33 protein-coding genes and 1 pseudogene are annotated in these 24,727 nt (G+C 54.2%); 22 read left to right on the top strand and 12 right to left on the bottom strand.

What is annotated here, in order from left to right; translation table 11 throughout:
• Window positions 1-17: 17 nt before the first annotated feature.
• From JCM12296_RS02710 to JCM12296_RS02690, 6 genes are all read right to left on the bottom strand, one after another.
• Window positions 18-776 (bottom strand): DegT/DnrJ/EryC1/StrS family aminotransferase, encoded by a 759-nt coding sequence (locus JCM12296_RS02710; RefSeq protein WP_281491910.1) that lies wholly within the window; start codon window positions 774-776, stop codon window positions 18-20.
• Between the two features lie 53 nt (window positions 777-829).
• Entirely contained in the window at window positions 830-1,195 is a 366-nt protein-coding gene (locus JCM12296_RS46965) for an aminotransferase class I/II-fold pyridoxal phosphate-dependent enzyme (protein ID WP_281491907.1), read from the bottom strand.
• 40 nt (window positions 1,196-1,235) lie between these two features.
• On the bottom strand, window positions 1,236-1,637 hold the full coding sequence (locus tag JCM12296_RS02705) for a type II toxin-antitoxin system VapC family toxin (RefSeq protein ID WP_054689499.1): 402 nt from the start codon (window positions 1,635-1,637) through the stop codon (window positions 1,236-1,238).
• A complete protein-coding gene (locus tag JCM12296_RS02700) occupies window positions 1,634-1,894 on the bottom strand; it encodes a FitA-like ribbon-helix-helix domain-containing protein (RefSeq protein WP_054689497.1) in 261 nt (86 codons plus the stop codon). Before JCM12296_RS02700 ends, JCM12296_RS02705 begins: the two co-directional genes overlap by 4 nt.
• 161 nt (window positions 1,895-2,055) lie before the next feature.
• Window positions 2,056-2,637, bottom strand: coding sequence for a winged helix-turn-helix transcriptional regulator (locus JCM12296_RS02695; protein WP_054689489.1), 582 nt, complete (start codon window positions 2,635-2,637; stop codon window positions 2,056-2,058).
• Between the two features lie 276 nt (window positions 2,638-2,913).
• Window positions 2,914-3,195 (bottom strand): ComEA family DNA-binding protein, encoded by a 282-nt coding sequence (locus tag JCM12296_RS02690; protein WP_054689487.1) that lies wholly within the window; start codon window positions 3,193-3,195, stop codon window positions 2,914-2,916.
• Between the two features lie 379 nt (window positions 3,196-3,574).
• Between JCM12296_RS02690 and JCM12296_RS02685 the strand changes: the two genes are divergently transcribed.
• The 4 genes from JCM12296_RS02685 to JCM12296_RS02675 are packed head-to-tail and all read left to right on the top strand — an operon-like array spanning window position 3,575 to window position 5,430.
• Complete coding sequence (locus JCM12296_RS02685; RefSeq protein WP_054689485.1) at window positions 3,575-4,618, top strand: sigma-54-dependent transcriptional regulator; 1,044 nt, start codon at window positions 3,575-3,577, stop codon at window positions 4,616-4,618.
• Window positions 4,611-4,802 (top strand): AAA-type ATPase lid domain-containing protein, encoded by a 192-nt coding sequence (locus JCM12296_RS02680; protein WP_054689483.1) that lies wholly within the window; start codon window positions 4,611-4,613, stop codon window positions 4,800-4,802. Before JCM12296_RS02685 ends, JCM12296_RS02680 begins: the two co-directional genes overlap by 8 nt.
• A gap of 2 nt (window positions 4,803-4,804) precedes the next feature.
• Entirely contained in the window at window positions 4,805-4,924 is a 120-nt protein-coding gene (locus JCM12296_RS50055; protein ID WP_157067326.1) for a helix-turn-helix domain-containing protein, read from the top strand.
• 56 nt (window positions 4,925-4,980) lie between these two features.
• The gene (locus JCM12296_RS02675) at window positions 4,981-5,430 is read left to right on the top strand and encodes a response regulator (RefSeq protein ID WP_054689481.1); all 450 of its coding nucleotides are present in this window, start codon (window positions 4,981-4,983) and stop codon (window positions 5,428-5,430) included.
• Between the two features lie 32 nt (window positions 5,431-5,462).
• Here the strand turns inward: JCM12296_RS02675 and JCM12296_RS02670 are convergent, their stop codons facing one another.
• Together JCM12296_RS02670 and JCM12296_RS02665 are read right to left on the bottom strand one after the other, a co-directional pair.
• Window positions 5,463-5,927 carry a hypothetical protein gene (locus tag JCM12296_RS02670; RefSeq protein ID WP_054689480.1) on the bottom strand — a complete coding sequence of 155 codons (465 nt, stop codon included), beginning with the start codon at window positions 5,925-5,927 and terminating at the stop codon, window positions 5,463-5,465.
• A gap of 360 nt (window positions 5,928-6,287) precedes the next feature.
• A complete protein-coding gene (locus JCM12296_RS02665) occupies window positions 6,288-7,043 on the bottom strand; it encodes a TerB family tellurite resistance protein (RefSeq protein ID WP_054689479.1) in 756 nt (251 codons plus the stop codon).
• 231 nt (window positions 7,044-7,274) lie between these two features.
• On the opposite strand from JCM12296_RS02665, the gene JCM12296_RS02660 reads away from it, so the two are divergent.
• The 9 genes and pseudogenes from JCM12296_RS02660 (at window position 7,275) to JCM12296_RS43280 (ending at window position 15,578) form a co-directional block, all read left to right on the top strand.
• Window positions 7,275-8,126: a hypothetical protein gene (locus tag JCM12296_RS02660; RefSeq protein ID WP_157067322.1), complete on the top strand. Its 852-nt coding sequence runs from the start codon at window positions 7,275-7,277 to the stop codon at window positions 8,124-8,126.
• Between the two features lie 60 nt (window positions 8,127-8,186).
• A complete protein-coding gene (locus JCM12296_RS02655) occupies window positions 8,187-8,588 on the top strand; it encodes a hypothetical protein (RefSeq protein ID WP_054689474.1) in 402 nt (133 codons plus the stop codon).
• A gap of 234 nt (window positions 8,589-8,822) precedes the next feature.
• On the top strand, window positions 8,823-9,965 hold the full coding sequence (locus tag JCM12296_RS02650) for an SPFH domain-containing protein (protein ID WP_054689472.1): 1,143 nt from the start codon (window positions 8,823-8,825) through the stop codon (window positions 9,963-9,965).
• 66 nt (window positions 9,966-10,031) lie between these two features.
• Window positions 10,032-10,418, top strand: a complete 387-nt coding sequence (locus tag JCM12296_RS02645) for a hypothetical protein (RefSeq protein ID WP_054689470.1) — start codon at window positions 10,032-10,034, stop codon at window positions 10,416-10,418.
• A gap of 120 nt (window positions 10,419-10,538) precedes the next feature.
• Window positions 10,539-11,186, top strand: coding sequence for a hypothetical protein (locus tag JCM12296_RS02640; RefSeq protein ID WP_157067321.1), 648 nt, complete (start codon window positions 10,539-10,541; stop codon window positions 11,184-11,186).
• A gap of 70 nt (window positions 11,187-11,256) precedes the next feature.
• Complete coding sequence (locus JCM12296_RS02635; RefSeq protein ID WP_246803936.1) at window positions 11,257-12,168, top strand: SPFH domain-containing protein; 912 nt, start codon at window positions 11,257-11,259, stop codon at window positions 12,166-12,168.
• Complete coding sequence (locus JCM12296_RS43295) at window positions 12,149-13,759, top strand: P-loop NTPase family protein (RefSeq protein ID WP_246803935.1); 1,611 nt, start codon at window positions 12,149-12,151, stop codon at window positions 13,757-13,759. Before JCM12296_RS02635 ends, JCM12296_RS43295 begins: the two co-directional genes overlap by 20 nt.
• Window positions 13,657-14,024 (top strand): annotated as a pseudogene (locus JCM12296_RS43290) (ATP-binding protein); the annotation flags it as partial. The gene JCM12296_RS43295 and the pseudogene JCM12296_RS43290, both read left to right, overlap by 103 nt.
• A 60-nt stretch (window positions 14,025-14,084) precedes the next feature.
• Entirely contained in the window at window positions 14,085-15,578 is a 1,494-nt protein-coding gene (locus tag JCM12296_RS43280) for a S16 family serine protease (RefSeq protein ID WP_246803940.1), read from the top strand.
• Between the two features lie 61 nt (window positions 15,579-15,639).
• Here JCM12296_RS43280 and JCM12296_RS02625 read toward each other — a convergent pair whose 3' ends face one another.
• The 4 genes from JCM12296_RS02625 to JCM12296_RS02615 form a co-directional block, all read right to left on the bottom strand.
• Window positions 15,640-16,758, bottom strand: coding sequence for an amidohydrolase family protein (locus JCM12296_RS02625; protein ID WP_172683738.1), 1,119 nt, complete (start codon window positions 16,756-16,758; stop codon window positions 15,640-15,642).
• 282 nt (window positions 16,759-17,040) lie between these two features.
• The gene (locus tag JCM12296_RS02620) at window positions 17,041-17,448 is read right to left on the bottom strand and encodes an OsmC family protein (protein WP_246803933.1); all 408 of its coding nucleotides are present in this window, start codon (window positions 17,446-17,448) and stop codon (window positions 17,041-17,043) included.
• Entirely contained in the window at window positions 17,445-17,798 is a 354-nt protein-coding gene (locus JCM12296_RS48815) for an AAA-type ATPase lid domain-containing protein (RefSeq protein WP_479690849.1), read from the bottom strand. Before JCM12296_RS48815 ends, JCM12296_RS02620 begins: the two co-directional genes overlap by 4 nt.
• Entirely contained in the window at window positions 17,705-18,808 is a 1,104-nt protein-coding gene (locus tag JCM12296_RS02615; RefSeq protein WP_306303939.1) for a sigma-54 interaction domain-containing protein, read from the bottom strand. Before JCM12296_RS02615 ends, JCM12296_RS48815 begins: the two co-directional genes overlap by 94 nt.
• A gap of 229 nt (window positions 18,809-19,037) precedes the next feature.
• On the opposite strand from JCM12296_RS02615, the gene JCM12296_RS02610 reads away from it, so the two are divergent.
• The 9 genes from JCM12296_RS02610 to JCM12296_RS02570 all read left to right on the top strand — a co-directional run.
• A complete protein-coding gene (locus JCM12296_RS02610) occupies window positions 19,038-19,298 on the top strand; it encodes a hypothetical protein (RefSeq protein WP_157067320.1) in 261 nt (86 codons plus the stop codon).
• Window positions 19,299-19,333: 35 nt separating this feature from the next.
• On the top strand, window positions 19,334-19,585 hold the full coding sequence (locus JCM12296_RS02605) for a sulfurtransferase TusA family protein (protein ID WP_054689457.1): 252 nt from the start codon (window positions 19,334-19,336) through the stop codon (window positions 19,583-19,585).
• 10 nt (window positions 19,586-19,595) lie between these two features.
• A complete protein-coding gene (locus JCM12296_RS02600) occupies window positions 19,596-20,018 on the top strand; it encodes a hydrogenase iron-sulfur subunit (protein ID WP_054689455.1) in 423 nt (140 codons plus the stop codon).
• 13 nt (window positions 20,019-20,031) lie between these two features.
• Complete coding sequence (locus tag JCM12296_RS02595; RefSeq protein ID WP_246803932.1) at window positions 20,032-21,339, top strand: CoB--CoM heterodisulfide reductase iron-sulfur subunit A family protein; 1,308 nt, start codon at window positions 20,032-20,034, stop codon at window positions 21,337-21,339.
• Between the two features lie 46 nt (window positions 21,340-21,385).
• Complete coding sequence (locus JCM12296_RS02590; protein ID WP_054689453.1) at window positions 21,386-22,828, top strand: CoB--CoM heterodisulfide reductase iron-sulfur subunit A family protein; 1,443 nt, start codon at window positions 21,386-21,388, stop codon at window positions 22,826-22,828.
• A 76-nt stretch (window positions 22,829-22,904) separates the two neighbouring features.
• Entirely contained in the window at window positions 22,905-23,309 is a 405-nt protein-coding gene (locus JCM12296_RS41255) for a 4Fe-4S dicluster domain-containing protein (protein WP_218187944.1), read from the top strand.
• Between the two features lie 41 nt (window positions 23,310-23,350).
• The gene (locus tag JCM12296_RS02580) at window positions 23,351-23,641 is read left to right on the top strand and encodes a hypothetical protein (RefSeq protein WP_054689449.1); all 291 of its coding nucleotides are present in this window, start codon (window positions 23,351-23,353) and stop codon (window positions 23,639-23,641) included.
• 19 nt (window positions 23,642-23,660) lie between these two features.
• Window positions 23,661-23,963: a 4Fe-4S dicluster domain-containing protein gene (locus tag JCM12296_RS02575; RefSeq protein WP_054689605.1), complete on the top strand. Its 303-nt coding sequence runs from the start codon at window positions 23,661-23,663 to the stop codon at window positions 23,961-23,963.
• A partial coding sequence (locus JCM12296_RS02570) for a (Fe-S)-binding protein (RefSeq protein ID WP_054689446.1) occupies window positions 23,963-24,727 on the top strand: 765 nt, incomplete at its 3' end. The genes JCM12296_RS02575 and JCM12296_RS02570, both read left to right, overlap by 1 nt.

Below are 24,727 nucleotides of genomic sequence, written 5' to 3'. Positions count from 1 at the left end.
GTTTGAGTGATCGGTATTTATTCTCTACCAGTCGATAGAATTACATTGGAAATCCGTTTTTGATCCTCTGCCGTCAAGTACGGATGCATGGGAAGACTGAAGATACGTTGCGAAAAATCTTCGCTCACTGGGAAATCACCTTTCGTATAATCCAGATTGGAAAATGCCGCCTGAAGATGCAGAGGAATCGGATAATAAATGGCAGTGGGTATCCCCGCTGCGTTTGATCTCTCCTGGATTTTGGTGCGGTGTTCGGTATCTTTGGCCAACAGAGAATATTGCGCCCATACGGAGCGCATCCCATCTGGAACCATGGGCGTTTTAATTTCGGCTAAGTCCGGCTGAAGAGAAACCAACATCTCGTTGTAACGTTGAACCACCTGCTGACGGAGTTCAACCTCTTCTGGAAAAATCTCAAACTTGGCCTTTAAAATCGCCGCCTGAAGGGTGTCCAATCGACCGTTAATGCCGATGCGGACGTTATCGTATTTATGAATGCCCTTGCCATGAATACGCAATGATTTGATTAAATCGGCCAAATCATCGTTATCCGTGAAGCACATCCCCCCATCGCCATACCCCCCCAATGGTTTTGCAGGAAAAAATGAAGTGCAGGCTACATCGGCAAGGCTGCACGCTTTTCTTCCATGATAGTCCGCACCAAATGATTGTGCTGCATCCTCGATGACAAACAGGTTATTGTCTTTCGCGATGGCTGTAATCGCATCGTAATCCGCTGGCAACCCAAAGAGGTCCACCGCAATGATTCCCTTCACTTTCAAGCGGGTTGAACCCTCAGGGAGTGGATATTGGGCATTATCAGCGGCTTTCAGGCTGATAATGCCAGCTTGATTTTTGAAGGATCGATGTTGAAGGTATCCGGGTGAATATCGACAAACACAGGTGTCGCACCGAGGATCCGGATAACCTCGGCAGTGGCAATAAAAGTGAACGGTGATGTTAAAATGGCGTCCCCTGGACCAACGTTGTACGCCATCAGTGCCAGTAGCAGGGCGTCGGTGCCCGATGAACAGGAAATAGCGTGCCTGACACCGCAATACCTACCAAGCACTTCTTCCAGTCGACCAACCTCCGGGCCCATGATATAGCTTCCATGATCCAACACGTCGCTAATGCTGGCCTCGATTTGTTTCCGAATCCGTTTCTGCTGAGCCCCTAAATCAATGAATCGCACCGGTGCTCCTCCATGTGAGCTTTTTTGTCGTCGGTCATTTTCAACGTTCAGATGCTTCGAATCTCAAAAGTCCGGGAATCAATTGGAAATGCCTATCCATGGAATAAATTTTATACCCATGCTGAAAAACAGAGGCCGCAATCCAGACATCGTTAGTAGGAATGGGAGTTCCCGCCATTTTTAGGTCATTTACAATAGCAGCATAAAAGTCAGCGGTCTCCTCATCGATCGTGTGTACGCGAACCCGTGGCGAATCTAGGAATATATCCAGTTCTTGCCGGTTTTTGCTTTCGCGGCGCCCGCCCTTGAAGCCGGAAAAAAGCTCTCCGATGCTTATTGCAGAAAACCCGATACAGTCTATTTTTCTCAATTCAGCGACAACTTTTTCATCGCCTTTCATGGCGAGGGAATAGATATTAGTGTCAATCAAAACGTTCTTCATTTCCAGAGTTTCTGGTCGATCTGGCGTGATTGATCGATAGCGGATTGTATTTCCATATATTCTTCATTTGTCCAGCTGCCAAACAAGCTATCCAAATCATCATATTCACGGGAATATTTCTTTTCTTTTTTTAATCCAAGATTCGTCTTGATAATTTCGAGAATTAGTTGATTTACGCTTTTCCCCTCATTCGCGGCTTTTGATTTTAGCTTTTCAGCAATTTCAGGTTCCACCCCCCTGATGGTAACAGCTTTCATAAAAGCCTCCTAATCAATGATTTCATTTAAGGCAATCATTTTGATATGATTTTATGACATCAATTGATTTCTGTCAAAAAGAGAACGGCGGCGTCAAGGAAGTCGGAGGAAAATTGGCCGATTTCTATGCAGCGACGATTCAAAACATTGCCAACGGCTCTTCAACCGAAAAAACGGACCCGATCCAGGGAAAAACGGCTTTTTCCGAGTGTTTCGATCACTTTTTCAGGGTTGTCTGTCGTTGTGACCAAAACAGCATCAAAATCCAGGCCATCAAGATCGGATATGGGCTTTACGACGTGACCGGCCCATCGTTCTCCTGCTTTAACGGGATCGACAACGGCAATTACGTTGAGATTCGTTTCTTTCAATGCGAGCAAGGCGATCTCACTCATCTCCCCTGCCCCGTAAAACACAATTCGGCGGAATCCTTCATCTTCGATAGTCGCATAAAATCGTTCCAGACGACAACAAACTGTTTTGAAGGATTGATAGGCACTCGAAATATATTCATATGCAAGCTTGGTCTTTTCGGTGGCGCCCAGCGGTGTCAGTACATATCGGATTCGCTTTCTGGGCAATGCCTTTACCGTACAATACCCTTTATTAATGAGCCGTTTAATAAAAGTATTGACCAGCCCCAAGGAAATGTCGAGCGAATCGGAAAATTCGCGTTGGGACCGAGGACGATTTTCGGCAATCATTTCAAGCATGAAGAACGTCTTTAAACGTTTCAATTCCATTTGTTTTGGATATAGCTCCGCCGGGTGAGTTACAAGCGGTTTTAGGCATGGAGCAATAAAAATCGCCGGAATCGGTGTATAGGGATGTTTGGGGAATAAGAGTTTGAGCGTTCAGCTATTGAACATAAAATTGATTGAGGGTCAACCTCTATTTTATAAGAAGAGTATTGCAGAAATACGGTAGGCAGCTAAGTAAAAATATTGCGGGATCCAAATTTAATGGTGGGCACCCCGTCACACAGATCAACGGGGTGCCCACCATGCCTTTATCAAATATCAAATGGTAATGCGGTTTTTGTTGACCTCCCAGGTCTTTTCACCAATTCCTTTGACGTTCATGATGTCCTCTGGTTTTTCGAAAGGACCAAATTCGTTCCGGTACGCGACGATTCGTTCGGCATATTTTTGGCCCACACGATCCAATTTGACCAAGTCCTCGACCGTTGCGGTGTTGATATTGATCGTTTCCGCTGCTGCGGCGCAATAGGCACCCACAAAAATGACCAGAAGCGCGATGCAAATCGTTTGATAAAAGTTTTTCTGAATTGTGCTTTTCATAGAACCTCCATGAAGTTGGGTTGTAGAGTTGTACCATACCTTAATGGCACATCATTTATCGCAAACAACATTCAACCGGTAGAACAGGAGGCTCATTCAAGTCAGCATCAAGATACTGCCAGGGCTGTGAATCAATGGTGACGACATTTGCAGAAACCAAGTGGCACATGCTGTAGCAGAATGGATGCCAATGCATTTCGACAGAACCATTGAAAACACACCACCTCTCACTTGACTTTCCCGCAACGTTCAGACATATATAGAAATATTGGATTTATAGAATAATACGTGCGGTTCAGGGAGGATTTGACTCCAACATATTTTTTTTAACCCCCTTTTCTCTTTGTATTCTTTTGTGGACTGTTGATTAAAAGAAAGTATGAAAAATCATAAAGTTCTTTTTGTTGATGATGATCAACAAATCTTATCTATCGTTCAACAATTCTTAAGTCGCTGCGGATTTGCGGTGGAAACTGAATCGAGTGGTCTTAAGGCCATCGAAAGGGTTCGTAACCAGCACTTCAGTGTGGTCTTTAGTGATCTGATCATGCCCGAAATCAACGGGATGGAACTCCTTCGACGCATCAAAGAAGCCTCCCCCGAGACCGAAGTCATCATCGTTTCCGGTTATGGCACCATTGAATCGGCCATTGAGGCCATGAGATTGGGTAGTTACGATTTTCTTCAGAAACCGATCAATTTTGATCGATTTAAAATCCTGATCGAACGAATTATTGAAAAGCAGCGCTTAAAAGAAGAAAATTTAAGGATTCGCGGCCGTCTAAAAGAGCATTTTAAATATGATGAACTTGTCGGAATGTCCCCAAAAATGCAAGAAATATACGATGTTATCGACAAGATCAGCTTTGGTAGCCCCACTGTGTTGATTGAGGGTGAAAGCGGCACCGGCAAAGGGTTGACCGCCAATATCATTCACAACAACAGTGACCGCCGAGATGGCCCTTTTATACCGGTAAACTGCGGTGCCATTGCCGAAAGCTTGCTGGAGAGAGAACTCTTTGGACATATTAAGGGCGCTTTCACCGGGGCTTCGAAGGATGCCGATGGCCTATTCCAGGCCGCTGATGGGGGGACCATTTTTCTGGATGAAATCGCGGAAGTCTCACCGGCCGTCCAAGTAAGCCTTTTACGTGTACTGCAGGAAAAAAGAGTTCGCCCGGTGGGTGATACAAGGGAGCAAGAGGTCGATGTTCGGGTGATTGCCGCTACGAATAAAAATATTGATGAGGCCATAAAAAACAAAACATTTCGGGAGGATCTTTTTTACCGCCTCAACGTGATCTCCATCACCATGCCCCCTTTACGGGAAATCATGGAAGACATTCCTTTATTGGTGAACCATTTCATTTCAAAATTTAAAGGCGACAACACGATGGGTGGTCACTCCGGAGGCAATGGGTAAACTGATGGGGTATCATTGGCCGGGGAATATCCGCCAACTCGAAAATGTGATTCAACGTGCCTTTGCCATGGGTGTCAAGGAGGTGTTGGATGTCGACGATCTCCCTCCTGAAATCGCACAAAAGACGACCACCGACTTCTCAGCCGAGAGCACCTTCAACCTGCAGGCAATCGAAAAAAAGTGATTATGCAAGCGCTGGGAAAGACGGGTGGGAACAAGGCAGAAGCGGCCAAATTATTGGGTATCAACATCACCACGGTTTATCGGAAGATAGCCAAATACGGCATTGGGGATACCCATATATAGGGGTGTCGGTAAATTATGCGAGAATGCACTTTTTTCCGATGGGGGGAGATAAGCATATGAGTGATGGGCTGGATGTAATCATTGTCGATGACGACCCAGATGTGTGTGAACTGATCTCAACGACCATTGAACGTTTTTACGCATGGGGCAAAGTTTTGTCCTTCACCGATCCTGAGGAAGCGACCTATTATTGCCTGGGTAGAGATATCGGTGTCGCAATTTTTGTGGTCGATGTTTTTTTAGGCGGGTCGAGCGGATTCTATTTCCTGGATACCATTGAGGAAAAGTTCCCCACCGCGCATTCCGACGCCATTATCGTAACGGGGAATGCCAGCGATGATGTGGTCAACATGTGCATCGCGTCCGATGTGAATCATTTAATCGAAAAACCGGTGAGACCATATGCACTGCAATTGGCTGTCCGCGCCATTGCTGAAAAATACCTTAAATTTGCAAAGCGACTGTTTAACGATCCCGAGTTCGCAAAAAACATTGCCAATTTCTAATTCCAGCCAGAATGGCGTACAATATATCAGGATTACGGATTATTGTACTCACCATTTCTATACCGAACGATTTCCATGGATGCGAGGGCCAGTGACTGATTGACAATGGCTTTCAGTTCATCGTCATCCGACACCGAGTTGCAATGGTCTTCAAGGGACTTGGCGTGGGAAGCCAGGTCCTCAAGGTAAGGTTCGATCTCCTTCAATGTTGCACGGGGTTCGCTCAATTTTTGCTGATACACATCCATGGTTTCAATCAATTGCTGAACATGATCGACGGTCGTCGCTTGTGACGATGGCGTGGGTTCTGAAAAGCGCACCGGTCGGATATCAAAAACGGCCGTATCCTGCCCAGAAACCGTATTCGAAGCGTCCTCGGTTTTGATCAAGTCCTTGAAAAGAGAATCAAATTCAGCAGTTCCTGTTTCCTCCCGCTTGTCTCCTTTTTTTCGGTCGGCGATGTTCAGGATGGATTTTTCAGGATCAAGGGTTATCATTTCATCTCCTATAATAAGCGCGTTAAAACGACATCCTTTTTTAGGAATCCGTCAAAAAGGATGTCAACGTCTTATGCAAGCACTGTGCAACAAGAACAAATTGGATTAACAACGTCGTTATTCAGTTCCCTTTCCGACTGGGCAGCCACCTCCTAAAAACCAATCCGGGTTTGTCTCAATACATATAAACAGTCTGTATTTTATAGATTTTTTTAGCGTTCGCCGGGAACCGGTGATTCATTTTGCCGAATGATCCGGGTCCTTGGTTCATCATTGACGAAAGCGGTGCCCGGCTTTCAAATGCAGCGCACCGGGGCAATTTTGATCTTTCCCATGGGCATTTTTTTCCGTGCCGGTAGATTATTTGATTCCACGGGCGTCCTTGATCTGTTCCCATGCATCCTGGATCTCCCTGAACTTGTCCTGGGCAAAGCGGGTGAACTCTTCCGGCAATCCTTTGGCGGCGATCTTATCCGGATGGTATTCCTGAACGCGCTGGCGATAACATCGTTTTACCTGTTCATCAGAATCGTTCGGGCTGCACCCCAACACGGCGTAGGCTTTGTCAGCGGTTTTGACGTACTGGGATTTCAGCTGTTCGTAGCGGGAATGGCTGAAATTGAAGATGGTTACGGCCGACAGGATTAAGTTTTCTTCTCCAGCCGTCATTTGGCCATCGGCAACAGCGACCCGAATGAGGATATCAATCATCAACTCCAGCATCTGGGGCTTAAGCTGAAATTGGCCGTAAAACTGCCGGGCAAAATCATCGAATGTCCCCGGTGCATTAAGGGCGGTGCGGAAGATATTGACCGCCACGTTACGGCTTTGGGGGGTTAAATGCAGATCCCTCTCCATGAACGTTTCGATGGAGTCGATCTCTTCACGGGTGACATGCCCGTCGGTTTGAGAAAGTTTGGCCAACATGGAAAAAGCCGCCACAAAAAAGGTCAGCTGGTGCTGCTCCGTGCTTGACAATCGTTGGTGGGCTGCTTTTTCGTCGATTTCTGCGCCAGTATCGAAAGCATGACCAAAAGCTGCGCCGAAAATGGCGCCCAGCGGCCCTCCAATGGCAAAACCGATGGTCCCACCGACAATTTTACCCATCCATCCCATACGGGTTACCTCCAGTATATGCTTGACGGATTTGGAAAAAGCGGCTTACCCCGTAGCATAAAACCGCAGGGTTGCCAACCATCCCTGAAAAGGTATGGGTTCTTCTTCCAGTACCCCAGAAATACCTTGAACTATAGTTATTTCATTTGTAATATCAATAGTTGCTGGCAAGCATAGAATGCTTTCCCCATCCCCGAAAGGTTGCCGACAATGTTGTCATGGTGGACCCATTTGGAATCCCTGATCGCGCTGCATGGTTCGATGTTACTGGTGAGTGTCGCTTTCGCAATTCTGGCCGGAATTCTGTGGGTGCTTGGCACGAATAAGGCCAATAAAGAGAATCGACGGCTTACCGAAAGATTGGAAGCCGCTAGCAAACAGATTCGAAGCCTTGAGAAGGCTGCTGAATCCATTCGTAAGGAGCTGCTTGAAACACAGCAGCATCAGGATATCAACCAACTCAAGCTAAAGAGCACCAAATCCTCCGCAGAAGAACTCCGTCAAGCACTCCTTGATGCGAAAAAGCGGCTGAAAATTGCCGAAGCCGCCATTAAAGCCCATGACCCCCAGGAGCCCCAGACAAGTGAGATGATCCCGCCCCAGGACAACGAAGTCGCTGCCTTGGACCATGAACCGGACGAATTGGACCGTGTAACGGATTTTCTTGAGCTGGAGTCGGTGAACGATGGCATCGATGGCGTGACCCTTGATATCGATCTTGAAATCGAGGGTGGGTTGTCAGAAAGCCAGAAGGGACAACTCATTGATCTGCTCGACCCAGGCCCCAAAGGCAACATCGACATTTTCTGTGTGCTCGGCGACGAAGGCTCGGAGCTGACGGCCAAGCAGATCGATGAAACACTGGCTGCTGACGGTTGGAAAACCAATGGCGTGGCAAAAAGCGCTTTTGCGGATCCTCCCCAAGGGATCGTTTTAGTGGTCAACAGTAAAGAGACCGCGCCATCCTACGCATCTTTTCTGCAACGGGTGCTGGCCACGATCGGATTGCCTGTGTCGGCAAAGATTGACAAGAAATATCGGGAATGGTCATTGTCCGTCATTGTTGGTATTTTTGACGACTAATCCACTGACGACAACAAACCGAAATATACAACACTGCGCGATTCTTATAGAAAGGAAACCATGGCCTCGGACGTGACAAACGGGCTGCAAACTTACACTTTCTGGCGTCAAAAGCTCCCGGTATTGTCGATGGTCTGTATCGCAATGGCGATTTTTTTTGCGATTTGTGCCCTGATTACCGGCAACCGGGCATTCTCGTTGTATGATCAGGCGTTGCAGGCAACAAAGGCAAAATCTTCATCGAAAACAGACGCCATCGGCAACCTGCAAGGTGAGATGGAAAAGGTGACCGCAAGCCTTGAAGCCATTCGGAAAAACCTTAAAACGGAAAAAGCGTCTTCCGAACGATTACGCAAACAACTCTCCGCCGTTATGGATGATCTTCAACAAGCAAAAAATGAATTGAATCGTGCCAACCAGAAGATCGATCAGCTAACGTCCATCCCCACGGATCACCCGTGACCTACCGTTTACCATGCGTACAAAAGCCCCTGTTGGCCATTTACAGGCCCACAAGACCTCCATTGCCCCATGATCGTTTGCGCTTTCAGTCGTTTCCCTCGGGATTGACGTATTCCCCACCAGAAGGGCTTAGGTTTTTTCATATCCTGACGATACTTGGACCGATATGGCAACTGAAATCGAGGAATGCGTCACATCCCATCGCTACATGAAACAGACATAAAGGAGCAAACCATGCAAGCCGACAATCGCGTCTTTCTTGAAAACCTCGAATGGTTTGACGAAAGCGGCCGTGAATTTGTCCATCGGTTGCCGGAAAAAGGTTCCGGCGAAATCAAGTGGGGCGCCCAGTTGACCGTAAGGGAAAGCCAAGCGGGCATTTTCTTCTATAAAGGCCGGGCCATCGAAGCGTTTGGCCCAGGCCGTCACACCCTGAAAACCGGCAACATCCCCATTCTCACCAAGATCGCCAGTCTGCCCTGGGGGATGAAGAGTCCATTGCGGGCAGAGGTTTACTTTGTCAATATGAAGGTGTTCACCAATCTCAAATGGGGCACCCGTGATCCAGTCGCGTTTAAGGATACCGAATTGGGATTGGTGCGCCTCAGGGCTTTCGGCGTTTTTAACCTGCAGGTGGTTCAACCGGTGCTTTTCATCAATACCATGGTGGGAACCCAGGGCATGTTCACCACCGAGGAGATCGAAGAATACCTCAATCGGGTCATCGTTTCACGGTTCAACGATTTCATGGGGGAAACCATTGATTCAATTTTGAACCTACCGGCAAAATACGACGAACTTTCAGCGGGTTTGACCCAACGGTTGCAGGAGGATTTCAAGCATTTCGGCCTGGGTTTGACCCACCTTTACACCAATGCCATCACCCCGCCGCCGGATGTGCAGAAAGCCATCGACGACCGGAGTCGCATGGGTGTCATCGACGACATGAACAAACTCATGCAGATGAAAGCGGCCATGGCCATGGAGAAGGCCGCCGAAGGTGAAGGGAATGGCTCATCGGGCATGGGAACGAGTCTGGGATTGATGATGCCGGCGATGTTTGCCCAGTATTTTAACGCTACGGGTCGTCCATCCCCGTCAGGCGGGCCACCGTCCCCCGTTTCGCAGGAAACGATGTGTCCCGAATGTCAGGCCAGCATCCCTTTGGCCGCCAAGTTCTGCCCCATGTGCGGGCATCAGCAACTGGTTTTCACCCAGTGTAGCAAGTGTGGGAAAAACCTGACACCCAACGCCCGATTCTGCTCGCGATGCGGCCACCCTGTGGAAGAGAAGCCCAAACCGGTGCATTGCGCCAAATGCGGTGCCGAAAATCTGACCGGCGCCCGTTTCTGTACCCAGTGCGGAGAGAAATATTAATTTTTCATCGCCCATCAATGTCCCCAATGTGGTGCTCCGGCCGAACTCCAAGAGACAGACCGGCTGGTGACGTGCGCTTTCTGCAAAGTTAAATCCTACTTGGTGGCGCACCCCTATTTCCGTTATCGTTTACCTCACCATGCACCGGCCGGCAAAGCGCTGATCTACTTTCCTTACTGGCGTTTCAAGGGAATGTTGTTCTCCTGCCTGCCCGCTGGCATTCAGAACCGGTTTCTGGATGCCAGCCAGCAGGCGGTCGCCGCACCGCTCTTTCCGGTTTCCGTCGGCCTGCGCAGCCAGGCCATGGCACTGAAATTCGTCAACCCTGATACCGACGGGTGGTTCATCAAACCCAACCTTCCTTTCGGGCGGTTAAAGACACCTTTCTGTCGCGTTTCAACAATCGTTCGGGTCCAAGAATTTTACACCAGGCCCATATCGGCGAGTCCCTGAGTCTGATCTACGCCCCTTTTTATGCCGACCGGAAGATCATGGACGCTGTCCTGAACCAGCCGGTATCGGCAGAAATGGAAGCGCCTTTCGATCCCGGCCAATACCCCGGAGGCCGGCCCGGTGGCAAATCCAATTCATCCCCACCTTGTGTCCCGCATGCGGCTGGGATCTCGACGCAGCCGGGATGCGTTGGTGTTACATTGCACCAATTGTGCCTCCATGTGGCAAGCCACCCAACAAGGCTTAAGCCGGGTCAATGTCGCCCATATGTCCACGACAACGGCGAACGAAGTCCTGTATCTACCCTTCTGGCGAATCCGGGCCCGGGCATCCGGCATCCTTCTTGACAGCTATGCCGACTTGATCAAAACCGCCAACCTGCCCAAAATTCCTCAGCCCGGCTGGGAAAAGATCCCCTTTTATTTTTGGGGGCCGGCGTTCAAGGTCCGTCCGCAGAGTTTTCTGCGTTTGACACACCAAACCACGCTTTCCCAACCTCGGGAGCACCTGGTTCCCGAAGTCCCCAAAGGTCCCATGCATCCGGTCAATTTGCCGGTCACCGAATCGGTGGAATCCCTCAAGCTGAACATAGCCGGTTTCATTCGGCCCCAGAAGCGGGTGGAAGCGGATCTTCCCGCGATTCAGGTCAAGGCGCTCCGCTACCTTCTGGTGTACCTGCCCTTTGAGGTTCACCACCACGATCTCGTTCAGCCGGATTTCCACATCGCGATTAATCGCAACCAACTGGCGTTGGCCGGAAATCTGTAAAAACCAAAGGAGCTGACATGCCCAATTCCCCCCCAACCCGATGTTGCGGCGTTCCTTTGTAAAAACCATCTTGCGCCGCCTGCTTGCCCTGATCACGGTCGTCGGATTGATTTACGGACTGGCTGCCGCGATTTATGCCACCAAAACGATTTTCAAAGTCAAAATGAATTATGCCGTGGTGCTCGAACGATTCGGCGGCGTACGCCAGGCGGTGACCGAGGTCGGCTGGCATGCGCGACTGCCCTACTTCACCCGGATCGAACAGGAAGTCCCCCTAATGAACCAGACCATGCCATTGGGTGGCAGCCCGGCGCCCATGCGCATCATCTCCAAAGGCAATGTGGCCTTGTGGACATCGGGCGTGTTGACCTACCGGATTCGCGACCTGCACCGCTGGGCCATCGAGAATCTGAACCCCCTGGAACTGCTCCAGGGAGACTACGACGGCATCGTCAAGGACATTCTCCAGGCCCAGGACGTGGACCGTTTGATCAGTGACCGGGAGACCATCAAGGAAGCGATCTTCAAGGCGCTGAAATCCCGTCCCATCAATGTCGGCGGACCGACCCTGGAAAAGAAATACGGCATTGAAGTGGTCAGCTTCGTGCTCAAGGAGAGCCGCTTTGGCGACAAGCTGGTGGAAGCCTCGGAGGAGAAAAAAAGGCGTGAATTGATCGCCGAAGCCGAAAATTACGCGGCCGATCAGGAAGCCAGCCGTATCCGCAAGTTGTATGCGGCATACCTGGACGGCATCAAAAACCTGCAGCATGCCGTGGGCGGTAAGGACGACGCGACCAATGCGGCGCTGCTGGAATTCCTCACCCAGCAGAAATGGGCCACGGCCTACGAAAAGCAGCAACAGGGACAAAACACCGTCGTTATCCAGAACACCCAGGGCAACACCCCGGCAATCGCCCTTCCCGCATTCGATGCCGCTAAAAACCGGCCCAAGGGAGGAACCCATGGCCAGACGGCTAACTAGAGAGATCACCTACGTCCAGCTGCCAGAAAACCGGATTCGTGAAATCAACGAACTGGTTTCCGCCTGGCCCCAGGAGACCAAATCCTTCATGCGGGCCCGGCTGAATCAGTACCGGCCGCCCATGGGACTCCTCAACAGCCTGTTGGAAGCGGTTCTCTCGATTTTCATGGATGCGCCGGAAAAACATTTTGACGTGCTCAAGGATCCGGACATCCTCACCGACTGGCAGAAACGATTCGAAATTTCGGGTCATACCAATCCCCAGGAGGCTTGGAACCGGATCCTCGAGAAAGAGGTCTCGTCCAAGGATTATCGCTACCTGCTCTCCCTGCTCGACAAAGAACTGGTGGATGTTCACATTCCGGTGGAGCTTTACGCGCTTTTCGAAAAAGTCTATCGCGCCCACTTGCGCAAGGAGTACATCTCGGATCCGAGCGTTCCCAAAGCCGCGCTGTTGCTGTTTGTGGGCCCTTCGGGCAGCGGGAAGACCTCAACGGTAAACCAGGCCATCGAGCGGATCATCTTCGGCAACGACGTCCGCCCGGAGATTGACCTGCGCCGCAAAAAAGAGGAAGCCCTGGCCAGCGAACCCTTCTGGAAGACCATCGAGGAGATCGATCCCACCCTGGCCGTCGAAATTTCCCGACGTCAGCGAATCCGAAATTACAAGCGCTTGTCACGGATTCCGATCCTGCGCTGGATTCTCAAAGGCAAAATCGGCCGGGGCCTTTCCCAACTCGAGGAACAGGGGATCTGGGTGGATTACGCCATGGTCACCCCCAATGACTTCCAGACGGCCCTGGCCGGCGAACCGGGCAACTATTTCAAAAAGGCCTTGGGGGATCCGCGGCGCACATCCATTCGCCATATCGAGGAGGCCCACAGTGCCTTCGGCAAGGCCACCGGTCGGGATTCCGGGGTCACCCGCCAGCAGCGCACGCTGGTGGATACCTCCAATATCGTGCTGGATGAGATTATCAGCGGCAAACGGGATTGCCTGTTGATCGCTACGACGGATCAACCCGAGCGCTTCGATGGCGCCATTTACCGTCGCTTTGTCGAAAAGGGCAGCATCATCAACATCTCCGACTACTGGACCAACCCGGATAACCTGCGCGAGGTGGTGCGCCTGGAGCTGTTGCGCAATGATATCCTGGTATTGTCCCAGCAAAACGGCGATGTCTGCGAACGCGGGGGATGTCTTTTCCCCGAGGATATCTCGAAAACCGTGGACAAGCTCTACGCGATTTTCAAGGAGCGGACCCTCAAGGTAATCCCTTCCTATGTGCGCAAGCTGATTCACTCGATCATCCAGATCAGGGGCGGTTTTGCCGCCGCCTATCTGGACGATGCCATGCTGGTCAGAAAGGCCTTTGAACTGGTGGCCCAGAACTCCTATGGCGATCTGTATAAAAAAATTGTCGGCCGCATGGACCGTGACGTTAAATGGGAAGCTATGTGGGCGGCGTCAAGGACGTGTTTTCGGAAATGTCCAACAACTGCCTGTATTACAATGTCAGTGAGGAGAAAGGCGTTGTGCTCAACGGGCCGCCGGGCAGCGGCAAGACCTTCCTGGTGCGCACCTGGCTGAGTGAAAATACCGATGTGCATGACATCGCCACCAGCGCCAGCGCGCTCCAGGATCCGTCCAATCCCGTGGACGGTGCCGTGGACAACCTTGAACGGGTTTATGACATCGCCAAGATGATCGCACCAACGGTGGTTTTTTTGATGAAGGCGATGCCCTGGCGCCCAGGCGTAGCGACACGGGCGGCAACCCGTCGGACAAGCTGACCAACAAGTTCCTCAACCTCATCGACGGAGAGACCCCCCTGCACAAGGTCTTCACCGTTCTGACCACCAACCGCCTGGACATTCTGGATCCGGCCCTGATCCGTTCCAAGCGCCTCAAGGTGATGGAAATCAAGGGGCTCTTGAACAAGGACGATATCATCCGGATCATCGATAACGCGCTGGACGGCATGCCGCTTTCCGCTGACCTGAATACGGCCAGCATCGTCGAGGCGGCCAAGGGCGTTTGCAACACACCGGCCGATTATACCGCCTTTGTGGAAAAGGCTCGCGCCTTGCGAAACACCGAGTTCGAGGTGATCCAGCGCCTGCGCCAGATCCATCACGAACCGGCCAAAACCCGCCAAAATTTTTTCAAGTTCAACTTCAAGACACTGATAGGCATTTTGGAGGCCATCGATACCCACAACCAGTTGAAAACCACCGTGCGCAATGCGCCGGATCGCTTCATCGACCACTACGCCGCCATGCTGGACCTGTTGGCGCCGATCCAGCAACCCGGCGACTATCCGATGGTGCCCAGCCATCTCAGGTCGGCGCGTCATGAAATTTCCGAAAGCCCCACCAAAAAAGGCAAGGTCGTGCTGGACGAGTTCCTGGAGGCCGAACTGAGCCAGGAGCCGCAGGTGGGATTTATCATCGGTGTGGGGGCCAACGATGTCACCGGTGTGCTGCTGCCCATCGCCACCAGCTTGACCTACAGCCTTTCCGCGGAAAAGGTCATGGTTACCGGTGCGGTTTCCTCCTCTTCATCCGCCGGCGCACAGATGGAGATGGCGGTGCAAATGACCCAGCAGAGCGCCCACGAAGCCCTGACCATGGTCAAGAACTATCTGCAGGACATGGATCCCAAGGTCAGCACGGCACGATTGTTGGGCGAATTTTTGGAGAATTATACCATCCATCACCAGTTGCTCTCGGCATCGTACAATGTCGGCGGCCCTTCGGCCGGCTACGCGCTGGCCCTCAATACCCTGTCGGCGCTGATGCACATCCCGGTATACAATGACTTCGGCATCACCGGTGCCCCATGGACCAAGGGCGTCAAGCGCGGCGAGGTGGGCGGCTCGGTGATTATCGGCGGTCAACGCAAAAAGACCGAGAAGGTGCTCATGTATCTGCGGCGCATGTACATGCCGCTGAAGAATTACATGGATCTGGAGCCGGAATTCTTGGTGAACTACTGGAACCAGGACAAGGATATTTTGGGGGTGACCCATTTCGGGGATCTCGTTCCCGAAGTGATCTGCCTCGATCCGGAATATGAACAGCTGCTTCAGGAGCTGATCACCATCCGCATCCGCTACAAGCTGGATAAACACCAAGGCGACGGTGCCGACGAGGCGGTCAAGGAAACCATTCTGAGGAAAAAGGAAATTCTCAGATTCCGCGCGGAAAAGGAGATCAAGAATCGCTTGACGGCCCTCAGGCGTTACCTGAGAAGCCCGGCCCGGGATCCGCATCTCTCCCTGGAAGAAATTTTCCGCAGCAGGGAGTCGACCATGAATAGGGTGACCACCCCCCTCAGGCGACTTTTCAACAAAGTCTGTCGGCAAAAAGAACGGATCGGCAATCGCAGACGGTCAATTGATGAGTAAACCTGCTTGAATTGCACGGTTCGGATCATCAAATGGGACGTCAGTGCAGGCATCTTTTAAATCAAGTCGGTCGGCCGTTGACCACCCGATAGACAATCGCATGGAGTGCTTGCGGAAGCGTTTGGGGCGGCGTGCGAACGGCCAAAAAGTCGGCACGCAGACCGGCGCTGATTTTTCCCCGATCCAGCAAGCCCATCAAACGGGCGCCATTGCGGCTGGCACAGCGGATCGCCGCCTCCACACGAAAGCCCGCCTTGATAAAAAGCTGAATTTCGGTTTGCATGGCCGTGCCATGATGGACGCCAGGGCTACCCGCATCCGTGCCCACGGCCAGGGTCACCCCCAACTGTCGTGCGGTGTTGATCTGCTCCAGCTGATGTTCGAGATTCTTCCGCGAGACTTCGGCAAAGGAAGGGTCACTGCGATGCCCCTGGCTCGCCAGGTAATCCTGGTAAGCCTGCATGGTCACGGTCGTGGGCACCCAAACGACCCCCTCATCGGCCATGCGGCGCATGTTCTCCCGCCCCATGAAGAATCCGTGCTCGATGCTGCTGCACCCCGCCTCAACGGCCAGCTTCACCGGCAGGTGGCCGTTGGCATGCACCATGGTGGGGAGTCCATGCTCGCGCGCTGCGGCCACGGCACCACGCAGATCGTCGGCATCGAACTGCGGTGGGGTTTCGATGCCGAACTGGGTAAGGCTGTTAAGGCCGGAGTTGACAATCTTGACATGATCTCGCCGGGTATTGCCGCTGAAAAGGCTTTGGGCAAGGCTCATGCCGGCCTCCACGGGAATGCCGATGAGGTTGCCATAACGGCCCGGCGCGTGACGGGCCCGACCGGGGGCGGCAATCGTCACGGGGGAAGTCGGTTGGGTGGAATCCGTTTTGTACCGCAGAACATCACCCTGCTGATCGCCGCCGTCACGAACGCCCAGCACGCCGCAGGACAGGTGCTGGGCGAGATGCTCGGCAATGATGGTGGCGCGGTCGTCATAACACTGCGTATTCTCCAGTTGATATTTGCGCACGACCGGGTCGGTGGAACCGGACATGAGCAGGTGCGCATGACTGTCGATCAGCGCCGGAAAGACCGTGCAGTCGGAAAGATCGACAATGCCCACCTCCGACGGCAGCGCTTCATCGGGTTCGAGAACGGCTTCGAATCGTTCGCCGTCCACTATGATGATCCGATTTGCAAGGGCTGGCTGTCCACTCCCGTCAATGAGCCACCCCACGCGGTAGGCCGTTTTACTTGTGTGCATTGTTTTCATGGTTATCCGCTGAGATGGCTGCGGCTGTCATCTGCCGCCGTCCGCTTTCGATTAAACGCAAATGCGTGAACAAAGCCTTTCGATGTGCCGATCTTACACGATCTCTATACCTGACCCGTCTCCGGCATGCAACCCGATATAGCCGGCGCCAAAGCGGAATCCGGCCACTGGCCAGCCAATGCACAACCATCATCGCGCATGAATTTTAACCACCGGCGGGTTGACCAGCGTCCGCTTGACCGTACACATGCCGGCGGCACGGACCACGGCCTTGCGGTACTTCTCCGGGAATTCGGGCGGCAAAAAAAGATCGATGTCGATGGTTTCCATCAAGTGGGTTTTCTCGTTCTGGAGCATGCGCATCGTCATGCGGATGCCATCGGTGGAGATGTTGCGGCTTTCGCAAAAGTAGACCACATACGCGCCGGCACAAGTGCCCATGGACGCCAGGAACAGGTCGAAGGGTTCGGGCGCCGATCCGCCGCCACCTTCGCTTGCCGACTGATCGGTATGGTGGGTGAAGCCCTTGTACTGGGCATTGACCTTCTTGCCACCGGCAAAGGTAATATCCATTTCCATCATCATTTCTCCGTTCACAGGTTGTACCGCTTGATCTGCTTCCATACACTGGTTCGTGAAAGCCCCAGCAGTCGGGCGGCCTCGGTACGATTGCCACCGGCACGCGCCAGGGCGTCAACCAAGCGCTGGCGCTTGATCTCGTCCAAGCTCTGCCCGGTGTTGCCCGGCGGCGATTCGATGCATACGGAAGGTTGCGCCGTGATTTGGGGCGGCAGATGCTCGGGCCCGATCATGCCGCCGGGACAGCTGACAAAGGCAAACTCGAAGGCGCTTTTCAGTTCGCGCGCATTGCCCGGCCAGGGGTAGGCCATGATGCGGTCCATGGCCGCCTTGGATATGCCATCAAGCTTCTTTTCGCTTTTGAGCAGGATGCGGTTGAAAAACGAACGCGCCAGCAACGGGATATCCTCGGCCCGTTCCCGCAAGGGGGAATCCGGATGGGTATCACGTTAATGCGATAATAAAAATCGTCCCGGAACGCACCGGCGGCGATCAATGCCGGCAGATCGCGGTTGGTGGCTGAAATAAAGCGCACATCAACGGAAATGGGCTGGTGGTCTCCCACGCGCTCGATCACCTTCTCTTCCAACACCCGCAGCAGCTTGACCTGGGTGGAAAGGGGCAGGTCACCGATTTCGTCCAGAAAGATGTCACCCCTATCCGCCGCCTCGAATCGGCCTTCCCGGCTTTTGTGGGCCCCGGTATAGGCGCCCTTCACATGACCGAAAAGCTCGCTTTCCAAAAGGGATTCGTTCAGCGCGGCACAGTTGACCTTCACATAGGGCCCCTTGCGCCGGCTGCCGGCCTCGTGGATCGCCTGGGCGACCATCTCCTTGCCCGACCCGCTCTCCCCGTAGATAATTACCGGCGCGTCGGAAACCGCCGCATTGCCAATCAATTCAAACACCCGCTGCATCGGCTGGCTGACACCGATCATGCCATGAAAGCGGTCTTCGGCGGCCAGTTCCCGCCGGAAACTTGCGATCTGGGTCTCCTTTTCGACCAGGTCGGTGATGTCGGTAATGGTCTCCACGGCACCACAAACGGTCCCGCCAGGGTCCTTCAATACCGATGCGTTCTTGAGGATTTGGACCGACCGCCCATCCTTGCGGGCGATCGTGCAGCGCTGCTTTTTGAGCTGGCCTTTCTCGAACATCACGCACCAATGGCACCCCGGTTTCTCCCGGGCGATTTCGCAAGAGGTGCAGTTGAGCGTCGTACAGGCACGGCCGACAATCTCACCATGGGGATACCCGGTGATCTCTTCAAAGGCGCGATTGACCGAGATGATAATTCCCTGGGGGCTCACCACCATGACGCCATCCTGAATCGTGTCGACAATGGATTTCCAATATGCATTCAAATCCAAATCGTTCATCGGCCCTACCATTGTTAACTATGTTGACGTTTTTTGCGTAAATAAAGTTAACATGTGAACACCTTCACAGGCAACACTTAATCCTCAGGACATCTCTTTTTCTCGCCGGTTTTTTTCTCAGATAAACATTTAATATTTGTTATTATTAATAAATTTTAACATTCATATTTTCCTTTGACGCCCTGGCATCACCATTGCTTTTAAGCCTGGTAACTGGCTGATCAACACCATGACAACAATAGGCACCAGCATGGCAACCTTCGATCTTCGCCGAACATTGATTCCGTTTTCGCTGCTGCAGATCACCAACGCGTTCAATGCCATGCAACCCGGAGAAGAGATGGAACTGCTTTGTGGCATCAATCAAACGGAAACCGAGATTTTCAACGATCTCATGCGAATTCTTCCCGCGTCTGCCTACGAACTGATCGGCAAAAAAATCATAACGAGCGATACGCCTGCGATTCAACTCAGGTTGAAAAAACGATAATCACCCCAAACCCATAAACAAGAAGGAGTCACACCATGTCACAAGATCTCTCCGCCCTTACCGCCGCAAGTACTGTTGACGCCCGGGGAAGTGCCTGTCCTGGCCCCTTGCTGGAAGCCAAAAAAGGCATCGGCAAGGTCAGAGTCGGTGAAGTCCTCGAGATTTACTCCAACGACAGCGGCACCCGCACGGATATTCCGGCCTGGGCCAAGAAAGTCGGCCACGATTACCTGGGCGTCGTCGAAGCCGACGGCTATGACAAACACTTCATCTGCCGCAAGAAATAGTGGGGCGACAATGACTGCCAATGCCAATCGCACCGGCAAAATCCTGATCCTGGCCACCGAGAGCTGCGCCTACCCGGGCGCCAACTCGGTGGGCCAGGCCCACGCCAGCTATCCGGCCAACACCTATATTCTCCGGGTCCGCGCCCCGGTGCTGTTCCCCGAGCAGTTTTACCTGGACTGCTTCAAAAAGGGCATCAGCGGTATCCTGGTGATGTCCTGCGGCGAGGAGTGTCCCTACGAAGGGGCCTACCACGCCCTGGCCAAACGCCTCGACCGAGTCTACCAGATGATGAAGACAGCCGATATCGACATCCGCCGCCTGCGGTTGACCGCCATCTGTACGGTCTGCAACCGGGCGTTTTTAAAGGAAGTCAACGATATGAACGCCCTGGTGCAGGAACTGGGGCCACCGACTTTCAAATCGGCAGCCTAGAAAGGAAAGTAAAATGATGGAATCCGGCACGGTAAAGCGTTTCGACGCACTGGTTGTCGGCGGCGGCATCGCCGGCCTGCAATCGGCCCTGGATCTGGCCGACCAGGGATTTCGCGTGGCGATTGTCGAAAAAGACGCATCCATCGGCGGCAAGATGATTCGCCTGTCCAAGGTGTTTCCCACCCTGGATTGCGCCAGTTGCATCACGACCCCCAAAATGGCGGCGGCGGCGCATCATGCAAACATCACCCTGTTCACCTACTGCGATCTCAAGTCCCTGGATCGAAACGGCGACGAATTTAGCGCCAAGGTCGTTCAGCGTCCCCGATACGTGGATGCGGACAAGTGCATCGGCTGCCGCCAATGCGAATATAATTGCCCGGTACTGGTTGCCGATGCGGAGCAGGGCGGCTTTTGCGCCACCAAGGCCATTGCGATTCCCTTTTCCAACGCCATCCCCCAGCTCGCCATCCTCGACACCGATCACTGCATGCTCTGCGGGAAATGCGCCTCCGTCTGCCCCACCGGGGCCATCGACTACTTCCAGCAGCCGCAGCCCTTTGTCATCGAGGCGGGCACCGCCATCCTCACCACCGGCTTTGACTTGAGCCCCATGACGGACAAGCCCCAGTACGGGCGCGGAACCATCCCCAACGCCATCGACGCCCTGCAGATGGAACGTCTGCTCGCCCCCCACGGCCCCTACAACCGCGTGCTCAGGCCTTCCGACGGAATGGAACCGGACAACATCGCTTACATTCAATGTGCCGGTTCCCGCGACAAGAGCATGGGCGTTTCCTACTGCTCGCGGGTGTGCTGCATGTACGCCATCAAACAGGCCATGCTGCTCTCCGGCGCCCTGCCCCTGGCGGACATCACCATCTATTATATGGATATCCGGGCCTTCGGCAAAGGCTATGAGCAGTTCTACCAGAACGCCAAGGCCATGGGGATCAATTTCGTCAAGGCCAAAGTTGCCTATATCGAAGCCGGCGACAACGGCAATGTGGTCCTGCATTACGAGGATCAGCTCGGCGGGGGCATCACGACGGCCGAGCACGACCTGACCGTGCTTTCCATGGGCATGCTTCCGTCGTGGAATCCCGCCGGCATCTGTCCGGTGTCCATAGGGTCCGATCACTTCATTAATACCATCCGGCCCAAAATCGCCCCCACCCTGACCGATGTGGAAGGCGTTTTCACGGCCGGTGCCGGTGCCGGTCCCAAGGATATCGTGGACACCATCACCGAAGCGGGCAGCGCCGCCACCGAAGCGGCCAATTACCTTACCGCGCGATCCCGCAAAACGGCCGCCGCCTGACGGCGATCGACGGCGGCAGCGCAAGCGTTCATTGGGAGACATCCAGATGACGGACGAAAAACGATCATCAACCCCTGATGCAAATAAGAAAGTCGGCATCTACCTTTGCTACTGTGGCGGCAATATTTCCGACCACGTGGATGTGGAGGCGGTGCGTGAACGGGTGGCCTCACTTCCCGGCGTGGCCGTGGCCCGCACCAATATGTTCATGTGCTCGGATCCGGGCCAGGAACTGATCATGGAGGACCTGAAAAGCGGAACGGTGGACCGGGTGGTGGTGGCTTCGTGCGCGCCTAGCCTTCACGAGGCCACCTTCCGCAGCGCCATCGAACGCGCCGGCGAGAACCCCTTTATCTACGAACACGCCAACATCCGCGAGCAGGTGAGTTGGGTGCACCATGGCGATTTGGCCACGGAAAAGGCCACCCGTCTGGTGGCCGCGGCCGCCGCCAAAGCACAACAACTCAAACCGCTGCAGCCAATCCAGGTGAACGCCACCCAGCACGCCACGGTTATCGGCGGCGGCGTGGCCGGGCTGCGCACCGCCATCGATATCGCCCAGCGGGGGTTTCCGGTGAGCCTCATCGAACGCTCGCCCTTTCTCGGCGGCCAGGTATCCCGCCTGGATCGCATCGCGCCGACCCAAGAAAAGGCCACCGACCTGCTCGACGCGTTGGTAGGTCAGGTACTTGCCCATCCATCCATCACGGTGCTCACCTGCGCCCAGGTCGACGGATTCGGCGGCTACATCGGCAATTTTCGCCTCTCCGTACGGCAGACGCCGCCGACGGACGCCGAAACCATCGAGCGCCTGAAACGGATCGATGACGAGAAGATCGATACCACCCGCACGATCCCCTTTATCGGCATGCTGCCCGCCTCGCCACCGGCCAAGCCGTCAACGATCAGCCTAGAGACCGGCATGATCGTCCTGGCCACCGGGTTCACGCCGTATACGCCCAGGCACGGCGAATACGGCTTCGGGGAGTCACCGCATGTGATCACCTTGCCCCAACTGATCGAAAAGATGGCGGATCAGCCGGCCGGTCGCAACTGCCTTGAAATCGACGGTCGCCGGATTCGCAGCATGGTCATGATTCACTGCGTGGGCAGCCGCCAGATTCCGGGAATTCATCCGGAGGACGAATCCGGCCACCTGAACGAATACTGCTCGCGCACCTGCTGCACGGCCACCCTGGCCACGGCCAATCGCATCCGTGAAACCTGTCCCGGCACCCAAGTGTTCGACATGTACCGGGATATCCGCACCTATGGTCGCGGACAGGAAGCGGTCTATGAGGCGGCGGCGAGAAGCGGCGTGGTATTCGCCCGCTTCGAGGCCGACGACGCCCCCGCGGTCAACCGGAACGACGCGACCGGCGACTACCCGCTGACGGTTAGCGTCACCGACGGCCTGACCTTCGGTGAGACCATCGGCGTGCCGGCGGACCTGGTCGTTCTGGCCACCGGCATGGAGCCACCCGTGTAACCGATCTGGTCGACATGATGAAACTGCCGGTCGGCGCCGACCGCTTCCTGTTGGAGGTCCATCCAAGCTGCGGCCGGTGGAACTGCCCGTGGGCGGCGTTCTTTTGGCCGGCACCTGCCAGGCCCCTTTCGACATCGGTGAATCGGTCAGCGCGGCCGGGGCCGCAGCGGCCAAGGCAGCAGCCCTTCTGGCCCGCGGCCATGTGGAATTGGATCCTTTCGTGGCCGAGGTTGACCTGTCGCGCTGCAACGGCACCGGCAACTGTGTTGCCGCCTGCCTCAACGACGGGGCCCTCACCCTGGTCGACACCAACGTGGAAGGCCAAACCGTGCAACGCGCCCAGGTGACGCCGGCCCTGTGTCTGGGATGCGGCGCCTGCGTCGCCGTCTGCCCGGAGAATGCCATCAATATCAACGGCATGACCCTGAAACAGTACGAGGCGATGGTCGACATGATCGTTGCCGAAACCGAGGCGGCGTAACGACGCTACCCGCCCAATGCACCCCAACCGGGAGAATTGTCATGCATTCCGATACAGACCCCAAAGCAGCCCTCAAAGCGCTGCGTCATCAGCGCCGGGAATCGATCCTGCGGGCCACGGCGGCCGTGAAAACCCAGCGCAAAACCCTTACGGCCATTAAAGAAAGGCTTGCCATGGGCGCGGCCACGGTACCTGAAATCGCCGAGCATACCGGCATGCCCACCGACCGGGTCCTCTGGTTCCTGGCCACCATGAAAAAATATGGCCAGATCGTCGAAGACGGCAAGGATGGCGGCTACTACCGCTACACCATGGCCTCGACCCATGCATAAGACCAACGGGAGATCACCCATGCTAACGCTCATCCCGGATTTTTCCCAGGAGATGATGAAATATGGCGAAGATACGGCTCTGGCCTGTTTCAACTGCGGCACTTGTGCCGCCATCTGCCCGCTGCTCCACGAACATTTCCCCCGCAAAATGATCCGCTACATCCAGATCGGCGCGCGGGAACGGATCCTGGAGCATGCCGACGAACTTTGGAAATGCCTTCACTGCGGTCTGTGCACCCAGACCTGCCCGCGGGAGGCCAACCCCGGAGAGATCATCCTCTCCCTGAAACGTATGGTGGTCGATCACTGGAGGGCGTCCTGATGTATAATCCCCGAGACATTATCGAAACCATCGCCGCGAACCTCAGGCAAACCCGCAACCCCTTCGGCATTCCCAATGCCCTGGTCAACCGCTGGTGGCGGGACAGCAAACTGCCATACACGGGGGAGACGCTTTTATTCACCGGCATGATGTACCAGTTCATCCCCTACATCGAAGCCTCCACGCAGGTCCTGGCAAAGTATGAAGACACCGAGTGGGCCGACTATCTGCGCTATGCCCGCCATGTTCCCGGCTTCGTCTCTGGGCTGGGCCTGGCCCTGATGACACCCAACCGGGAGAAACGCAAATACAACCGGATCCTGCTTGACATCGTAAAGATTCTGACGGCCTCGAAGGTCGATTTCTTCTATGATCCCCGCCTGGACCAGTACAGCGGCGTACTGCTCTACGATCTCGGGGACCAGAAAAGCTTCGTGCGCCATGCCCGCTGGGTGGCAAAAAAGCTGCAGTCCGCCGGCATCAAACGACTGATCACGGTGGATCCGCATACCACCTATGCCCTCAAGGAGCTTTACCCCAAGTATACCGGCGCAAGTTTTGAGGTCACTCCCTACTTCGAAAAAATCGACCTTCCCCAGGCCGACGGCACGCGCACGGTGACCCTCCACGATCCCTGCTTCTATGGTCGGTATCTTGGGCTGTCGGATGTTCCCGAGGAAAAGCTGGCGCGCCTCGGGGTCCGCTGCCAACCGGTGTCTCAATCCGGTGCATTCACCCACTGTTGCGGCGGTCCGGCCGAGTCC

It is taken from the genome of Desulfosarcina cetonica JCM 12296, from assembly GCF_001311845.1.
Classification (GTDB): Bacteria; Desulfobacterota; Desulfobacteria; order Desulfobacterales; family Desulfosarcinaceae; genus Desulfosarcina; species Desulfosarcina cetonica.
The sequence above is the reverse complement of the archived record's forward strand: the minus strand, read 5'-3'. Positions and strand labels throughout refer to the sequence as shown.

Excerpts from the sequence above, each read along its gene's own strand:
- JCM12296_RS43295 (WP_246803935.1), top strand. The coding sequence starts at position 12,149 with ATGGCCAGACGGCTAACTAGAGAGATCACCTACGTCCAGCTGCCAGAA.
- JCM12296_RS02610 (WP_157067320.1), top strand. The coding sequence starts at position 19,038 with ATGACAACAATAGGCACCAGCATGGCAACCTTCGATCTTCGCCGAACA.
- JCM12296_RS02650 (WP_054689472.1), top strand. The coding sequence starts at position 8,823 with ATGCAAGCCGACAATCGCGTCTTTCTTGAAAACCTCGAATGGTTTGAC.
- JCM12296_RS02690 (WP_054689487.1), bottom strand. The coding sequence starts at position 3,195 with ATGAAAAGCACAATTCAGAAAAACTTTTATCAAACGATTTGCATCGCG.
- JCM12296_RS02705 (WP_054689499.1), bottom strand. The coding sequence starts at position 1,637 with ATGAAGAACGTTTTGATTGACACTAATATCTATTCCCTCGCCATGAAA.
- JCM12296_RS02590 (WP_054689453.1), top strand. The coding sequence starts at position 21,386 with ATGACGGACGAAAAACGATCATCAACCCCTGATGCAAATAAGAAAGTC.
- JCM12296_RS02575 (WP_054689605.1), top strand. The coding sequence starts at position 23,661 with ATGCTAACGCTCATCCCGGATTTTTCCCAGGAGATGATGAAATATGGC.
- JCM12296_RS50055 (WP_157067326.1), top strand. The coding sequence starts at position 4,805 with ATGCAAGCGCTGGGAAAGACGGGTGGGAACAAGGCAGAAGCGGCCAAA.
- JCM12296_RS02605 (WP_054689457.1), top strand. The coding sequence starts at position 19,334 with ATGTCACAAGATCTCTCCGCCCTTACCGCCGCAAGTACTGTTGACGCC.
- JCM12296_RS02600 (WP_054689455.1), top strand. The coding sequence starts at position 19,596 with ATGACTGCCAATGCCAATCGCACCGGCAAAATCCTGATCCTGGCCACC.
- JCM12296_RS02580 (WP_054689449.1), top strand. The coding sequence starts at position 23,351 with ATGCATTCCGATACAGACCCCAAAGCAGCCCTCAAAGCGCTGCGTCAT.
- JCM12296_RS02700 (WP_054689497.1), bottom strand. The coding sequence starts at position 1,894 with ATGAAAGCTGTTACCATCAGGGGGGTGGAACCTGAAATTGCTGAAAAG.
- JCM12296_RS02655 (WP_054689474.1), top strand. The coding sequence starts at position 8,187 with ATGGCCTCGGACGTGACAAACGGGCTGCAAACTTACACTTTCTGGCGT.
- JCM12296_RS02675 (WP_054689481.1), top strand. The coding sequence starts at position 4,981 with ATGAGTGATGGGCTGGATGTAATCATTGTCGATGACGACCCAGATGTG.
- JCM12296_RS02665 (WP_054689479.1), bottom strand. The coding sequence starts at position 7,043 with ATGGGATGGATGGGTAAAATTGTCGGTGGGACCATCGGTTTTGCCATT.
- JCM12296_RS02595 (WP_246803932.1), top strand. The coding sequence starts at position 20,032 with ATGATGGAATCCGGCACGGTAAAGCGTTTCGACGCACTGGTTGTCGGC.
- JCM12296_RS02680 (WP_054689483.1), top strand. The coding sequence starts at position 4,611 with ATGGGTAAACTGATGGGGTATCATTGGCCGGGGAATATCCGCCAACTC.
- JCM12296_RS43280 (WP_246803940.1), top strand. The coding sequence starts at position 14,085 with ATGGAAATCAAGGGGCTCTTGAACAAGGACGATATCATCCGGATCATC.
- JCM12296_RS02670 (WP_054689480.1), bottom strand. The coding sequence starts at position 5,927 with ATGATAACCCTTGATCCTGAAAAATCCATCCTGAACATCGCCGACCGA.
- JCM12296_RS02685 (WP_054689485.1), top strand. The coding sequence starts at position 3,575 with ATGAAAAATCATAAAGTTCTTTTTGTTGATGATGATCAACAAATCTTA.
- JCM12296_RS02615 (WP_306303939.1), bottom strand. The coding sequence starts at position 18,808 with ATGAACGATTTGGATTTGAATGCATATTGGAAATCCATTGTCGACACG.
- JCM12296_RS02695 (WP_054689489.1), bottom strand. The coding sequence starts at position 2,637 with ATGGAATTGAAACGTTTAAAGACGTTCTTCATGCTTGAAATGATTGCC.